Source organism: Citrobacter freundii complex sp. CFNIH4 (genome assembly GCF_002934505.1).
Taxonomy (GTDB): Bacteria; Pseudomonadota; Gammaproteobacteria; order Enterobacterales; family Enterobacteriaceae; genus Citrobacter; species Citrobacter freundii.
Genome location: NZ_CP026231.1, coordinates 3,770,211 through 3,783,421 on the forward strand (window position 1 = coordinate 3,770,211; position 13,211 = coordinate 3,783,421).

Here is a 13,211-nt window from a genome sequence, read left to right on the forward strand (position 1 = left end):
ATGTCAGGTATTCAATTACAGGCAGTAAGCAAAGTCTATCCCAATGGCTTCCAGGCGATCCATGGCGTTGATCTTGAAATCCACGATGGCGAATTCATGGTGTTTGTCGGGCCATCAGGCTGCGCCAAATCAACGCTGCTGCGCATGATTGCAGGTCTGGAAGATATCACTCATGGTCATATCGCAATCGGAGAGAAGTGCGTCAACGACCTGCTACCAAAGGAGCGAGGCGTTGCCATGGTCTTCCAAAATTATGCCCTCTATCCCCACATGACGATTTATAAAAATATGGCATTCAGTCTGTTAGGGAAAATGAGCAAAGAAGAGATTGATATCCGCGTACGGGAAGCTGCACACAAGCTGGAAATAGAGACATTACTCGATAAAAAGCCCGGCCAACTTTCGGGCGGTCAATGTCAGCGCGTTGCCGTTGGCAGGGCCATCGTGCGTAAGCCAGACGTTTTTTTGTTTGATGAGCCACTTTCCAACCTGGATGCAAAGCTGCGTGTTTCAATGCGCGTGCGGCTGACAGAACTGCATCGACAACTGCGTCACGAAGGCGTGAGCGCAACCATGGTGTACGTCACGCACGATCAGATTGAAGCGATGACGATGGGAGACAGGATTTGCGTTCTTAATGGCGGTCGTATTATGCAGGTGGATACCCCAGGAAATATCTACCATCACCCCAGGAATAAATTTGTTGCTGGTTTTATTGGTAATCCGGCAATGAATATTATGCTGCTTGATATTGAACCCGGCACTCGTGGTCTGCGCCTGGCTGATAATTTAATCCTGCCATTAAATACACGCTTGAGTAACCTACTGGAGCAATATCCGCACTCCAGCGTCTGGTTCGGCATCCGGTCAGAGGCCATTCAGTTAGCCTCGCAGCATGACGTCTCTGCGTTCGATGCGCACATTACCAACGTAGAAAGGATGGGCAACGAAGACCTTCTGCATTTTGATATTGGTGAGCAACATATGATCTTACGTATTAACTCCTCACCCGACTGGGCCCCTCTGCCCGGCGAATCTATCAAAGTGAAATTTAATCTGGAAGCCGCCTTTTTGTTTGATAAAAAAAATGAAGAAAATTTGGCCTAACCGTTATTCAGGCTAAGTGAAAAATGAGAGGTTTATATGTGTGCGAATAAAGTGACCGTATTAGGGAAGGTGCGAATAAGCAGGTCATTTCTTCCCAAGCTGACTCGCTGATTAAAATTTCGCGGATCTGGGCCGATTTTTTTCCCGCAAACACATCGAATCAGCCTATTTAGGCTATTTTTTCCACCATTTCTGGCGTTATTTCCGGTTTTTACTGAGATCTCTCCCACTGACGTATCATTTGGTCCACCCGAAACAGGTTGGCCAGGGTGAATAACATCGCCAGTTGGTTATCGTTTTTCAGCAGCCCCTTGTATCTGGCTTTCACGAAGCCGAACTGCCGCTTGATGATGCGAAACGGGTGCTCCACCTTGGCACGGATGCTGGCTTTCATGTATTCGATGTTGATGGCCGTTTTGTTCTTGCGCGGATGCTGCTTCAAGGTTTTTACCTTGCCGGGACGCTCGGCGATCAGCCAGTCAACATCCACCTCGGCCAGCTCCTCGCGCTGTGGCGCTCCTTGGTAGCCGGCATCGGCTGAGACAAATTGCTCCTCTCCATGAAGCAGATTACCCAGCTGATTGAGGTCATGCTCGTTGGCCGCGGTGGTAACTAGGCTGTGGGTCAGGCCACTCTTGGCATCGACACCAATGTGGGCCTTCATGCCAAAGTGCCACTGATTGCCTTTCTTGGTCTGATGCATCTCCGGATCGCGTTGCTGCTCTTTGTTCTTGGTAGAGCTGGGTGCCTCAATGATGGTGGCATCCACCAAAGTGCCTTGGGTCATCATGACGCCTGCTTCGGCCAGCCAGCGATTGATGGTCTTGAACAATTGACGGGCCAGTTGATGCTGCTCGAGCAGGTGGCGGAAATTCATGATGGTGGTGCGATCCGGCAGGGCGCTATCCAGGGATAATCGGGCAAACAGGCGCATGGAGGCGATTTCGTACAGGGCATCTTCCATGGCACCGTCGCTCAGGTTGTACCAATGCTGCATGCAGTAAATACGCAGCATGGTCTCCAGCGGATAGGGCCGTCGGCCATTGCCCGCCTTGGGATAAAACGGCTCGATGACAGCGGTCATATTCTGCCATGGCAGAATCTGCTCCATGCGGGAGAGGAAAATCTCTTTTCGGGTCTGACGGCGCTTAGTGCTGAATTCACTATCGGCGAAGGTGAGTTGATGGCTCATGATGTCCCTCTGGGATGCGCTCCGGATGAATATGATGATCTCATATCAGGAACTTGTTCGCACCTTCCTTAGTTGTAGGAGCCGGTGCGCGCGGAGAAATATATGCTCGCTATGCGCTTGAACACCCAGACAGAATGCAGGTAGTAGGCGTTGCTGAGCCCAGAGAGGCGTATCGCCAGCAGTTTGTCGCACAGCATAAGATTGCCCCAAATAACGTATTTTGTGACTGGCAAGAGGCTGCGGCCCAACCCAAAATGGCCGACGTAGTACTTATTTGTACGCAGGATAATATGCACAAAGATCCTGCCGTGGCGTTTGCCAATCTCGGCTATCACATTCTGCTGGAAAAACCGCTCGCCCCTACGCCAGAAGATTGCCGGATCATTATTGATGCGGTTAAACGCAACAACGTATTACTGGCCGTCGCGCACGTCCTGCGGTACACGCGCTATACGCAAAAGCTGAAATCACTGCTTGATGATGGCGTAATTGGCGATATTGTCAGTATGCAGCATCTCGAACCCGTAGGTTACTGGCATCAGGCGCACTCGTTTGTACGTGGTAACTGGCGCAATGAAGCAGAATCGTCATTTATGTTATTACAGAAATCCTGTCATGATTTGGACTGGATCCGCTACATCATGGGCGACAACTGCAAGGACGTAGGATCATTTGGCAGCCTGAGCCACTTTGTGAAAGAGAATCAGCCTGCTGGCGCCGCCGACCGCTGCCTTGATTGTCAGGTTGAAGCAACCTGCCCCTGGTCTGCCTGCAAAATTTATCTGGGTGAAAACCACAAATGCACTCCTCACTTCCGTCGGGTGCTGACTGCAGATCCCAGCGAAGAAAATGTCCGCCAGGCGCTGCGCGATGGGCCTTATGGTCGCTGCGTTTATCGTTGTGATAATGATGTGGTGGATCATCAGGTTGTTAATTTACGTTTTGCCCACCAGCAGACGGTGACCTTTACCATGACCGCATTTACCAAAATGGAAGATCGAAAAACGCGCCTGTTTGGCACCAGAGGTTATCTGGAAGGCGATGGCGAGCAGATCCGGGTGTTTGATTTCCTGACAGACAAAGAAACAGTGCATCAGATCGAGGAGATCGCCGCTGGAACACAAACCCAGATGGGGGGACATGGTGGTGGCGATTACTACCTGATGGATCGTTTTATCCATGCAGTGATGGCCAACGATCAAAATATGATCCTTTCTGGCCCGGATGAGTCACTGGAAAGTCACTTAATGGTCTTTGCCGCAGAACGCGCTCGCAAGGAAAACAGTCTGGTTACGCTGTGAAGCCGGAGGAGATGAGGCATGTTTTACGGTGTTGATATTGGTGGAACCAAAACTGAAATTGTCGCTTTTGATAAGGAAATGCAGGTTTGCTGGCGTAAGCGCGTTGCCACGCCAGTTCAGGATTATGAACTCTTTCTTTCGACCTTTACTTCACTTATTGATACCGCCGACTGGGCGACAGGAACGCAAGGAAAAATTGGCATCGGCATGCCCGGTCTTATGGACAGACATACCGGAAAACTACTGTCATCTAACGTGCCCTGCCTGACCGGACGTCAGGTGATGAACGATTTAGCTAACCGCCTCAATCGTTCGGTTGAGCTGGACAATGACTGCTGCTGCTTTGCGCTCTCGGAAGCTCATACCCAGCAGGCTCGCCAGTTCTCCAGAATTTTTGGTGCCATCATTGGCACCGGCATGGGCGGAGGATTAGTCATTGACGGTCAGTTGTATCGGGGTCGCAACCGGATGGCCAGTGAGTTTGGCCATTTACCGCTTCCAGCAACGTTTATGCGCCGCTATCACTTGCCGGAACTGAAGTGCGGTTGTGGCTTACAAGGGTGTCTGGAACGCTATCAATCCGGCCCCGGTTTACTGTGGCTCCACAAACACTTCAGCGGAGAACAACTCAAAATGGAGACCCTGCTGGAGCATTATCGTCATGGCAATGCCAGCGCCGTTACTACCATGGAAGCATGGATTGATATGTTGGGTTGTACGCTGGCGCAATTGCAGTTGATTCTGGATGTCGATGCTTTTGTTCTCGGCGGTGGGGTTTCCAACATCGAAGAAATTTATACGTTGCTGCCGCAGGCCATGTCACGTTATTTGTTCCCGGGATTAGAACCTGCCCGCGTATTCCCGGCCATCCATGGCGCATCCAGCGGGGTTCGTGGTGCCGCATTGCTGCTGGTTGAACAGGGTACGCAGACCCACTAAAAAACTGCTGGCGGGGGAATCTCGCCAGCAATTTCAGTTATTCATCCGCAATCACCACATCCACCCCAAGCTGGATTAACGTCCGGTGATAATTTTCTGGGATCCCGCTGTCGGTAATCACCCGGTCAATCCCGCTGATTTCGCTAATCATACAGAAACTTTTGCGGCCAAACTTGCTGGAGTCAGCGACTACCGTGACCTCCTGCGCAACTTCACACATTACCTGATTCAGATGTGCTTCTCCCGGATGTGGCGTGGTAATTCCCGCTTCCAGGCAGAATCCGTCAACGCCTAAGAAAAGCTTATCAAACCGGTATTGTCTAAGCTGGTGTTCTGCTGAAGGGCCATACAATGAATAGACGCTTTGCCTGACATTCCCTCCCAGAATCATGACGTCTACGCGCTCAAAATTCGCCAGTTCCCATGCTATGTTGAGCGCATTGGTCATCACCACCAGATCGCGGCGATTTTTTAACATGGGAGGAATGAGCGTGGTGGTCGAACCGGAATCGAGGATTAACGTGTCACCATCTTTCACAAAGCTGGCCGCTTTTTCGGCAATACGCGTTTTCACATCGCGATTCAGCCGGTCCTTATCCTGCAAAGGCCGGTCAAGGGCAAAGTGCTGATTGAGAACCGCCCCGCCGTAGGAGCGCATGACACATCCCTTCTGTTCCAGATAACGTAAGTCGTTGCGGATCGTAACCGATGACACACCAAAATGGACGCTCAGTGGCTCGACACGAACGCTACCCTGATCGCATAGCAGATCAATTATTTGCTCGCGACGTCTTAAGTTATCCAGCATTTCTATTGCTCCATCAAATATTCATGTTGTTTTGTTTTAGCGCTTTAGCACTTTCGTTTTCTTTTGAATATATTACATCAGAAGCAATAAGGTGAATTTGTGCGCACTGGCCCAGCGTTGAATTTAACAAAAATTGACTATTTTCTTTCGTTTTAGCAAATCGAAACGAAGAAAACCGAAAAAATGAAAAGGTCAAAAGCGAGTAAGATGCGAGAAAGAGACGGGAAGCATGCAAAAAAACGAAAGCGAGCTACTAAAAAAGCTCGCTTATGGTTTGTTTTTGTTTAATTGAATGGGATCACATTTTTGAATTTTAGAGCGGGACTACTCAACAATGATCACTTCAACACCGCTGCGGCGTAGTTCCTGCAAGCTCTCCTCTGGGATGCCTTCATCAACAATGATGGTGTGGATCCTCTGGGTATCAATAATCTTATGCAGGCTGGAGCGGTTAAACTTCGTCGAGTCGGTAACGACAATGATACGTTCAGCCACTTCACACATCCGGCGGTTGAGACGCGCCTCATCTTCGTTGTGCGTGCTAACACCACGCTCTAAATCGATAGCATCAACGCCAAGAAACAGCATGTCGAAGTGATAATTTTGTAGCGACTGCTCAGCCTGATCGCCATAAAACGATTGTGACTGACGACGCAAATGACCGCCGGTCATCAGCAGCTCAACCCCTTCGGCTTCCAGTAGCGCATTGGCGACATTCATACCGTTAGTCATAGCAATGACATTGGTATGCTGGCGCATCAGGCGGGCAATTTCATAGGTCGTGGTGCCGGAGTCAAGGATCACGCGGTGTCCCGGTTGAATTAACTCTGCGGCGGCTCTGGCAATACTGCGTTTTACTGCCGTATTAAGTGAACTCTTATCTTCAACAGAAGGCTCCACAACAGGCGCATTGCTCTCGCATATTAGCGCTCCGCCATAGGCACGTACCGCAATCCCCTGCTTTTCCAGAAAGGCGAGGTCGTTGCGAATAGTGACCGTGGAGACGCCAAAAAATAAGGAAAGATCGTTAACCTGAACGCTTCCCTGTTGCCGTAACCGCTGGATGATCTGCTCACGTCTTTCGCTGGTGCCAATAACGCGCTTGTCTGCAGAGGACTCGGTGTTACTCATAAGAAATCCTTTAGTTGAACCTTTCGTTTTATTTCGTTTTGTCTATTAACGCCTTTCTTTTGCGCGAATGCAAGCCCCGCAAGCAGGGAAGAGCCGGACGAACTTACGCTGAAACCTTTCATTGTGTTTCTTTTGTGAAACAGATCGGAAAACTATTATCTTTCGTTTTATTTTTATAACACCATGATGCAGTATTAAATGAAACAAAACGAAAGATTGATGTCGCAGTAATCTGACCTGGAGAGGAAAGTGAAACATCTAACTAAAATGGTCGAGCAGCATAAACGGGGGAAGGCAAACGGGATTTATGCCGTTTGTTCCGCGCATCCAATCGTATTGGAAGCCGCAATACGCTACGCCCATGCAAACCATACACCGCTGTTGATCGAAGCAACCTCTAATCAGGTTGACCAGTTTGGCGGCTATACGGGTATGACACCAGCCGATTTTCGCAGTTTTGTCTGCCGTTTAGCCGACTCGCTTGATTTTTCTCAGGATATGCTGATTCTCGGCGGAGACCATCTCGGGCCAAACCGTTGGCAAAATCTGCCTGCGGAACAGGCAATGGCAAATGCAGACGATCTGATCAAGAGCTATGTCGCCGCAGGCTTTAAAAAAATCCACCTCGATTGCAGCATGTCTTGTGCTAACGACCCGGTTCCACTGACGGATGAAATTGTCGCTGAGCGCGCCGCACGCCTGGCAAAAGTCGCCGAAGAAACCTGTATGGCACATTTTGGCGAGTCGGATCTGGTCTATGTGATTGGCACAGAAGTGCCGGTTCCAGGTGGCGCTCACGAAACGTTAACCGACCTGGCGGTAACAACGCCCGATGCCGCACGCGCAACGCTTCAGGCTCACTATCACGCCTTTGAAAAGCACGGTATGGAAGGTATCTGGCCGCGTATTATCGCCCTGGTGGTGCAACCTGGCGTTGAATTCGACCACACACATCATTGATTATCAACCACAGAAAGCTGTGGCACTCAGCAAAATGGTGGAAGACTACGACACACTCGTGTTTGAAGCGCATTCTACCGATTACCAAACGCCACAGTCCTTGCGCCAACTGGTGATAGATCACTTCGCTATCCTGAAAGTGGGACCTGCGTTGACCTTCGCTCTGCGTGAAGCACTGTTTTCACTGGCCGCGATTGAAGAAGAATTACTGCCTGCAAAAGCTTGTTCAGGCCTACGACATGTGCTGGAAAGCGTGATGCTTGATCGCCCAGAGTACTGGCAGAGCCACTATCACGGTGATGGCAACGCACGCCGTCTGGCTCGCGGATACAGCTACTCCGATCGGGTTCGTTACTACTGGCCGGACAGCCAGATTGATGAAGCATTCGAACGTCTGGTACGTAACCTGGCGGATGACCCCATTCCACTGCCGCTGATTAGCCAGTATTTACCCTTGCAGTACGTAAAAGTGCGCGAGGGAGATCTCAGCGCCACGCCGCGAGAACTCATCATTAACCATATTCAGGACATACTGCAGCAATATCACTGCGCCTGCCTGGGTGCTCCAGCTCGTAACGCATAACAAAAAAGAGAAAAATACCATGCCAAACATTGTATTAAGTCGCATTGATGAACGTCTGATTCACGGTCAGGTTGGTGTGCAATGGGTCGGGTTTGCGGGGGCAAACCTGGTGCTGGTCGCTAATGATGAGGTGGCTGAAGATCCAGTGCAGCAAAACCTGATGGAAATGGTACTTGCAGAAGGGATCGCCGTACGTTTCTGGTCACTACAAAAGGTGATCGACAATATTCACCGTGCCGCCGATCGCCAGAAAATTCTGCTGGTCTGCAAATCGCCTGCGGATTTCTTCCGTCTGGTCGAAGGCGGTGTTCCTGTTAACCGTATCAACGTTGGCAATATGCACTACGCCAACGGCAAACAACAAATCGCCAAAACGGTTTCTGTAGACGCTGCCGATATTACGGCGTTCAACGGGCTCAAAGCCGCTGGAGTGGAATGCTTCGTTCAGGGCGTTCCAACAGAACCCGCCCAGGACCTCTATAAACTTCTCTGAGGGATTCACAATGGAAATCAGTCTGTTGCAGGCTTTTGCGTTGGGTATTCTCGCCTTTATTGCAGGCCTGGATATGTTCAACGGGTTAACGCACATGCACCGCCCGGTTGTTCTCGGGCCGCTGGTCGGCCTGATTCTGGGCGATCTGCATACCGGTATTTTAACAGGTGGTACGCTGGAACTGGTGTGGATGGGTCTGGCCCCGCTGGCTGGAGCTCAGCCGCCAAACGTGATTATCGGCACTATCGTGGGAACCACGTTTGCCATAACGACCGGAGTGAAACCCGAAGTTGCCGTAGGTGTGGCGGTACCGTTCGCCGTAGCAGTACAAATGGGGATTACTTTCCTGTTCTCTGTGATGTCCGGGGTGATGGCTCGCTGCGATCGCATGGCAGCAAATGCCGATACAGCCGGGATTGAGCGGGTCAACTATCTGGCGTTGCTCGCGCTGGGGACCTTCTACTTTTTATGCGCGTTCCTGACAATTTACTTTGGCGCGGAACATGCCAAAACCGCGATAGATGTTCTGCCGACGCGTCTGATTGACGGCCTCGGCGTGGCAGGCGGCATCATGCCAGCTATCGGCTTCGCTGTACTGCTGAAAATCATGATGAAAAACGTCTATATCCCCTACTTCATCCTGGGTTTTGTGGCAGCAGCCTGGCTCAAACTCCCGGTGCTAGCGATTGCCGCAGCTGCACTAGCCATGGCGCTGATCGATTTTCTACGTAAATCACCTGAACCTACAGCTCCCGCAGCACAAAAAGAGGAATTCGAAGATGGCATCTAATCAAACGGCTCTGCCGAACGTTTCCGAAACCGAAGAAACGCTGCTGTCCGGCACCAATGAAAACGTCTACGAAGACCAGAATATCGGTGCCGAGCTGACGAAAAAAGATATCAACCGTGTTGCCTGGCGTTCAATGCTGTTGCAGGCCTCTTTTAACTACGAACGTATGCAGGCATCAGGATGGCTGTACGGCCTGTTACCTGCTCTGAAAAAGATCCACACCAATAAGCGCGATTTGGCGCGTTCGATGAAAGGCCATATGGGCTTCTTCAACACGCACCCATTCCTGGTCACGTTTGTTATCGGGATTATCCTGGCGATGGAACGCTCCAAGCAGGATGTGAACAGTATTCAAAGCACCAAGATTGCCGTGGGTGCGCCACTTGGCGGTATCGGTGATGCCATGTTCTGGTTAACGTTACTGCCTATTTGCGGCGGTATCGGAGCCAGTCTGGCGCTGCAAGGCTCTATTCTTGGCGCTGTTGTCTTTATTGTTATGTTCAACGTGGTTCATCTTGGTCTGCGCTTTGGGCTGGCACACTATGCTTATCGAATGGGCGTTGCTGCCATCCCGCTGATTAAAGCTAACACCAAAAAGGTTGGACATGCAGCATCCATCGTTGGGATGACGGTGATCGGCGCGCTGGTAGCGACCTATGTTCGCCTGAGCACTACGCTGGAAATCACTGCTGGCGATGCAGTGGTGAAACTGCAAACAGATGTGATAGACAAGCTGATGCCTGCTTTTTTACCGCTGGTCTACACATTAACCATGTTCTGGCTGGTCCGCCGTGGCTGGAGTCCTCTGCGCCTTATCGCCATTACCGTGGTGCTCGGCGTCGTAGGTAAGTTCTGTCACTTCCTGTAAACATAAGGGGTTGTAGATGTTAGGTATTATTTTGACGGGTCATGGCGGGTTTGCCAGCGGAATGGAAAAAGCGATGAAACAGATTCTGGGTGAACAATCACAGTTCATCGCCATCGACTTTCCGGAAACCTCAACCACCGCCTTACTCACATCGCAGCTTGAACAGGCGGTGAGTGAACTGGATGCGCAGCAAGACATCGTGTTTCTGACAGACCTGTTAGGCGGGACACCATTTCGCGTCGCTTCCACCCTGGCCATGCAAAGGCAAGGCACCGAGGTGATCACTGGCACTAATCTGCAACTACTGCTGGAAATGGTGCTGGAGCGCGATGGCCTGACCAGCGAAGCATTTCGCTTGCAGGCGCTGGAGTGCGGGCATCGTGGTTTAACTAGCCTGGTGGACGAACTGGGACGCTGTCGTGAGGAAAAGCCCGTTGAGGAAGGGATATGAGACAGCTACTTCGCGCCAGACGTCTACTGACCGAACGGGGCTGGCTGGACGATCATCAAATACACATTGAAGACGGCATCATTGCAGAAATAGAGCCAATCCCCTCTGGCGTTATGGTCCACGATGCAGACCTGCTTTGTCCGGCTTACATTGATATCCACGTGCACGGCGGTGCGGGCGTCGATGTGATGGATGAAGCACCAGATACGCTCGACAAACTGGCGATGCACAAAGCACGTGAAGGGGTAGCCAACTGGCTACCCACTACCGTCACCGCTCCACTACCAGATATTCGCAAGGCGCTTGAGCGTATCGCCCATCGTTACCATTCCGGAGGACCCGGCGCACAGGTGCTGGGCAGTTATCTTGAAGGCCCGTACTTTACGCCGCAGAACAAAGGGGCGCACCCGCCTGAGCTTTTCAGGGAACTGGAACTCAGTGAACTGGATGAACTGATTGCGATTTCCCAGCAAACATTGCGCGTCGTTGCGCTGGCACCAGAAAAACCCGGTGCATTACAGGCCATCGAACATCTGAAGCAGCGCAACGTACGGGTGATGCTGGGACACAGCGCTGCTACCTGGGAACAAACCCGCGCGGCCTTTGACGCCGGTGCTGACGGACTGGTGCACTGCTATAACGGTATGACCGGCTTACATCATCGGGATCCAGGAATGGTTGGCGCAGGGTTAACCGACCCTCGCGCCTGGCTGGAACTTATCGCTGACGGACACCATGTCCACCCAGCGGCCATGAAGCTCTGCTGCTGTTGCGCCAAAGACAGGCTGGTGCTGATCACCGATGCCATGCAAGCTGCAGGAATGCCAGACGGGCGCTATACGCTCTGCGGTGAGGAAGTGGAAATGCACAGTGGTATTGTGCGTACCGCTTCCGGTGGTCTGGCTGGTAGCACGCTCTCGGTTGATGCCGCCGTACGTAATATGGTCGAGCTCACCGGGATAACGGCAGAAGAGGCAATTCATATGGCCTCTCTCCACCCCGCACGTCTGTTGGGTATCGATCGCCACCTGGGATCGTTAGCAGTGGGAAAACGTGCCGACGCGATCGCGCTTAATAGCGGGCTGCATTTACAACAGATCTGGATTCAGGGTCAGGCTCTCCCCCTTTGACCTTTCATTTTGTCTCGTGTTGGCCTGCGATCTTCGATCGCAAGGCCTTTCTTTTCCTTTCGCTTGAGTAAATACCTAACCATCATTCAACAAGCGTACTTCTTATAGATCAATAAGATAATCGCCCCTTTCGTTCTCACGATCACAAATTTCGTTTTATTTCATTTTGGATCATTGCTCTTTCGATTTCTTTCCTATAGATTTTAATCAATCGACAAGATGAACAAGTGAAACGAAACGAAAGATAGCGACATTCTCGCCAGCGTCTTATGTGGAATTTACAAGACTAAGGACTTAAGTTATGCCAGAAACCTATACCCCTGTTACCGCGGTAACGGGCACCTGGACCGAAGAAGAGATCCGTCAACAACCTGCCAGTTGGATCCGTTCCCTTACGAATATCGACAACATTCGCTCTGCCATTGACAGCTTTCTCGCACCATTACTGCGCAAAAACGATCTGCGGATCATACTGACTGGGGCCGGAACATCAGCATTCATTGGCGACATCATCGCCCCCTGGCTGGCAAGCTATACCGGTAAAAACATCAGCGCTGTGCCAACCACCGATCTGGTCACTAATCCGATGGATTACCTGAATCCCGCACATCCGCTGCTGCTCATTTCTTTCGCTCGCTCAGGAAACAGCCCTGAAAGCGTTGCGGCAGTGGAACTGGCTAATCAGTTTGTACCTGAGTGCTATCACCTGCCAATCACCTGCAACGAAGCAGGTAGCCTCTATCAAAACGCAGTCGCAAGCGACAATGCCTTTGCTCTGTTGATGCCCGCAGAGACACATGACCGTGGTTTCGCCATGACCAGCAGCATTACCACCATGATGGCCAGCTGCCTGGCGGTATTCGCCCCGGAAAAAATCAACAGTCAGACCTTCCGCGACGTGGCCGATCGGTGCCAGGCGATTCTGACTTCACTGGGTGATTTCAGCGACGGCGTATTTGGCAATGAACCCTGGAAACGGATCGTTTACCTCGGTAGCGGTGGATTACAGGGAGCAGCGCGGGAATCGGCACTGAAAGTCCTGGAACTGACAGCAGGCAAACTGGCCGCATTCTATGACTCCCCTACAGGCTTTCGTCACGGTCCAAAGTCGCTGGTTGATAACGAAACGCTGGTAGTGGTCTTTGTTTCCAGCCATCCCTATACACGTCAATACGATCTCGATCTGCTGGCAGAGTTACGCCGCGATCGGCAGGCATTGCGGGTTGTCGCGATTGCCGCACAAACCCATGAGGCGATTGAAGCTGGCCCACATATTCTGCTGCCACCAGCACGCTCTTTCATCGATATGGAATTGGCATTCTGCTTCCTGATCTACGCCCAGGTCTTTGCTTTGACGCAATCCATCAATATCGGCAATACACCGGATACGCCTTCTGCCAGCGGCACTGTGAACCGCGTTGTACAGGGCGTTGTTATTCATCCCTGGAACGCCTAAAA

Annotated in this window: 13 protein-coding genes and 1 pseudogene; 10 read left to right on the forward strand and 4 right to left on the reverse strand. The window is 51.3% G+C overall.

What is annotated here, in order from left to right; genetic code table 11:
- The gene (locus C2U41_RS19290) at positions 1-1,107 is read left to right on the forward strand and encodes an ABC transporter ATP-binding protein (protein ID WP_032938308.1); all 1,107 of its coding nucleotides are present in this window, start codon (positions 1-3) and stop codon (positions 1,105-1,107) included.
- Positions 1,108-1,139: 32 nt separating this feature from the next.
- Here C2U41_RS19290 and C2U41_RS30015 read toward each other — a convergent pair whose 3' ends face one another.
- Positions 1,140-1,337, reverse strand: coding sequence for a hypothetical protein (locus tag C2U41_RS30015; RefSeq protein ID WP_308457689.1), 198 nt, complete (start codon positions 1,335-1,337; stop codon positions 1,140-1,142).
- Positions 1,319-2,299 carry an IS5-like element ISKpn26 family transposase gene (locus C2U41_RS19300; RefSeq protein WP_104427091.1) on the reverse strand — a complete coding sequence of 327 codons (981 nt, stop codon included), beginning with the start codon at positions 2,297-2,299 and terminating at the stop codon, positions 1,319-1,321. The genes C2U41_RS30015 and C2U41_RS19300 overlap by 19 nt, the downstream gene beginning before the upstream one ends.
- Positions 2,300-2,343: 44 nt before the next feature.
- On the opposite strand from C2U41_RS19300, the gene C2U41_RS19305 reads away from it, so the two are divergent.
- Together C2U41_RS19305 and C2U41_RS19310 are read left to right on the forward strand one after the other, a co-directional pair.
- On the forward strand, positions 2,344-3,600 hold the full coding sequence (locus tag C2U41_RS19305) for a Gfo/Idh/MocA family protein (protein ID WP_103848539.1): 1,257 nt from the start codon (positions 2,344-2,346) through the stop codon (positions 3,598-3,600).
- Positions 3,601-3,618: 18 nt separating this feature from the next.
- On the forward strand, positions 3,619-4,539 hold the full coding sequence (locus tag C2U41_RS19310; protein WP_003844861.1) for an ROK family protein: 921 nt from the start codon (positions 3,619-3,621) through the stop codon (positions 4,537-4,539).
- A 37-nt stretch (positions 4,540-4,576) separates the two neighbouring features.
- Here the strand turns inward: C2U41_RS19310 and agaR are convergent, their stop codons facing one another.
- Complete coding sequence (agaR, locus tag C2U41_RS19315) at positions 4,577-5,347, reverse strand: transcriptional repressor AgaR (protein ID WP_003024920.1); 771 nt, start codon at positions 5,345-5,347, stop codon at positions 4,577-4,579.
- A 324-nt stretch (positions 5,348-5,671) separates the two neighbouring features.
- The gene (locus C2U41_RS19320; protein ID WP_003024922.1) at positions 5,672-6,478 is read right to left on the reverse strand and encodes a DeoR family transcriptional regulator; all 807 of its coding nucleotides are present in this window, start codon (positions 6,476-6,478) and stop codon (positions 5,672-5,674) included.
- A 249-nt stretch (positions 6,479-6,727) separates the two neighbouring features.
- On the opposite strand from C2U41_RS19320, the pseudogene kbaZ reads away from it, so the two are divergent.
- The 7 genes and pseudogenes from kbaZ to C2U41_RS19355 all read left to right on the forward strand — a co-directional run bounded on the left by kbaZ (position 6,728) and on the right by C2U41_RS19355 (position 13,209).
- Positions 6,728-8,021 (forward strand): annotated as a pseudogene (gene kbaZ, locus C2U41_RS19325) (tagatose-bisphosphate aldolase subunit KbaZ).
- A gap of 19 nt (positions 8,022-8,040) precedes the next feature.
- A complete protein-coding gene (gene agaV, locus C2U41_RS19330) occupies positions 8,041-8,514 on the forward strand; it encodes a PTS N-acetylgalactosamine transporter subunit IIB (RefSeq protein WP_003024925.1) in 474 nt (157 codons plus the stop codon).
- A 10-nt stretch (positions 8,515-8,524) separates the two neighbouring features.
- On the forward strand, positions 8,525-9,304 hold the full coding sequence (gene agaW / locus C2U41_RS19335; RefSeq protein ID WP_103848540.1) for a PTS N-acetylgalactosamine transporter subunit IIC: 780 nt from the start codon (positions 8,525-8,527) through the stop codon (positions 9,302-9,304).
- Positions 9,294-10,172 carry a PTS N-acetylgalactosamine transporter subunit IID gene (gene agaE / locus C2U41_RS19340; RefSeq protein WP_003024929.1) on the forward strand — a complete coding sequence of 293 codons (879 nt, stop codon included), beginning with the start codon at positions 9,294-9,296 and terminating at the stop codon, positions 10,170-10,172. Before agaW ends, agaE begins: the two co-directional genes overlap by 11 nt.
- Positions 10,173-10,188: 16 nt before the next feature.
- Positions 10,189-10,623, forward strand: coding sequence for a PTS galactosamine/N-acetylgalactosamine transporter subunit IIA (gene agaF, locus C2U41_RS19345; protein ID WP_003024930.1), 435 nt, complete (start codon positions 10,189-10,191; stop codon positions 10,621-10,623).
- Positions 10,620-11,753, forward strand: coding sequence for an N-acetylglucosamine-6-phosphate deacetylase (gene nagA / locus C2U41_RS19350; protein ID WP_016151041.1), 1,134 nt, complete (start codon positions 10,620-10,622; stop codon positions 11,751-11,753). The genes agaF and nagA overlap by 4 nt, the downstream gene beginning before the upstream one ends.
- Before the next feature lie 301 nt (positions 11,754-12,054).
- Positions 12,055-13,209: an AgaS family sugar isomerase gene (locus C2U41_RS19355; RefSeq protein WP_003839993.1), complete on the forward strand. Its 1,155-nt coding sequence runs from the start codon at positions 12,055-12,057 to the stop codon at positions 13,207-13,209.
- The last annotated feature ends 2 nt before the right edge of the window (positions 13,210-13,211 follow it).

Bases quoted from the DNA above. Each gene is read 5' to 3' on its own strand.
- C2U41_RS19290 (WP_032938308.1), top strand. From the start codon at position 1: ATGTCAGGTATTCAATTACAGGCAGTAAGCAAAGTCTATCCCAATGGC.
- C2U41_RS19300 (WP_104427091.1), bottom strand. From the start codon at position 2,299: ATGAGCCATCAACTCACCTTCGCCGATAGTGAATTCAGCACTAAGCGC.
- C2U41_RS19310 (WP_003844861.1), top strand. From the start codon at position 3,619: ATGTTTTACGGTGTTGATATTGGTGGAACCAAAACTGAAATTGTCGCT.
- agaR (WP_003024920.1), bottom strand. From the start codon at position 5,347: ATGCTGGATAACTTAAGACGTCGCGAGCAAATAATTGATCTGCTATGC.
- C2U41_RS19320 (WP_003024922.1), bottom strand. From the start codon at position 6,478: ATGAGTAACACCGAGTCCTCTGCAGACAAGCGCGTTATTGGCACCAGC.
- agaV (WP_003024925.1), top strand. From the start codon at position 8,041: ATGCCAAACATTGTATTAAGTCGCATTGATGAACGTCTGATTCACGGT.
- agaW (WP_103848540.1), top strand. From the start codon at position 8,525: ATGGAAATCAGTCTGTTGCAGGCTTTTGCGTTGGGTATTCTCGCCTTT.
- agaE (WP_003024929.1), top strand. From the start codon at position 9,294: ATGGCATCTAATCAAACGGCTCTGCCGAACGTTTCCGAAACCGAAGAA.
- agaF (WP_003024930.1), top strand. From the start codon at position 10,189: ATGTTAGGTATTATTTTGACGGGTCATGGCGGGTTTGCCAGCGGAATG.
- nagA (WP_016151041.1), top strand. From the start codon at position 10,620: ATGAGACAGCTACTTCGCGCCAGACGTCTACTGACCGAACGGGGCTGG.
- C2U41_RS19355 (WP_003839993.1), top strand. From the start codon at position 12,055: ATGCCAGAAACCTATACCCCTGTTACCGCGGTAACGGGCACCTGGACC.